We start from the raw sequence: 1,174 nt of genomic DNA, 5'->3' as shown, positions 1-1,174 counted from the left end.
CATTCAAAACGAATATAAATATTGAGCCTAAAATAGATGGGGCTAGCCCCATCTATTTTAAATATTCGTGTTGCACTTATAACTTGAACTTAGATGTCCTTGATAAATATCATTTTTTAATTGAAAATACCCATATATCTTAGTTGTGATTAATTTAAAATAATGGATTATGAAAACAAAATTACTTTATCTAGCTTTATTAAGTACAATTACATTTTATTCGCAAACTCAAATAGGCACTGATATTGATGGCGAAGCAGAACTTGATTATTCTGGAACTAGTGTCAGTTTATCATCTGATGGAAGCACAATAGCTATCGGAGCACCTTTAAATGATGAAAATGGTACTAATTCAGGTCATGTACGTGTGTATGAAAACATGTCTGGTGTTTGGACTCAAATAGGCACTAATATCGATGGAGAAACAGCAGGCGATGAATCTGGACGTAGTGTAAGTTTATCATCTGACGGAAGTATAGTAGCTATTGGAGCACATTTAAACGATGATAATGGTAATAATTCTGGTCAAGTACGCGTATATCAAAACATTTCAGATGTTTGGACTCAAATAGGTACTGATATTGATGGCAATGGAGAACTTGATTATTCTGGAACTAGTGTCAGTTTATCATCTGATGGAAGTATCCTAGCTATAGGAGCGCCTGGTTATAGTGGTGATGCTAGTGGTGGTAAAGGTCATGTACGAGTCTATAAAAATATGTCAGGTGTTTGGACTCAAATAGGCACTGATATTACAGGAGAAATGGTTGATAATCAATCGGGATCGAGTATAAGTTTATCAGCTGATGGAGGCACGGTGGCTATTGGAGCAAGTCTTAATTATGGAGGAGCTCTTGAATCAGGTCATGTACGGGTTTATCAAAATATTTCAGATATTTGGACTCAAATAGGTGCTGATATTGATGGCATATCCTTATGGGATCAATCCGGATGGAGTGTAAGTTTATCCTCTGATGGAAGCACTGTAGCTATTGGAACACCTTTTTATGATGTAAATGGAGATATTAGTAATGAATCAGGTCATGTACGCGTGTTTGAAAACATGTCTGGTGTTTGGACTCAAGTAGGCACTGAGATTACTGGTGAAGCAGCAGGTGATCATTCAGGATGGAGTGTAAGTTTATCTTCTGATGGAAATACGTTAGCTATTGGA

1 protein-coding gene is annotated in these 1,174 nt (G+C 36.5%); it reads left to right on the top strand.

What is annotated here, in order from left to right; all coding sequences use genetic code 11:
- Window positions 1-169 precede the first annotated feature (169 nt).
- Window positions 170-1,174 (top strand): WD40 repeat domain-containing protein (locus H593_RS0115420; RefSeq protein WP_051229775.1); only part of this gene is annotated, 1,005 nt, incomplete at its 3' end.

Origin of the sequence: Psychroserpens burtonensis DSM 12212, assembly GCF_000425305.1 — a bacterium.
Lineage (GTDB): Bacteria > Bacteroidota > Bacteroidia > Flavobacteriales > Flavobacteriaceae > Psychroserpens > Psychroserpens burtonensis.
Note: the sequence above shows the minus strand (reverse complement) of the source record. Positions and strands in the feature narration are given on the sequence as shown.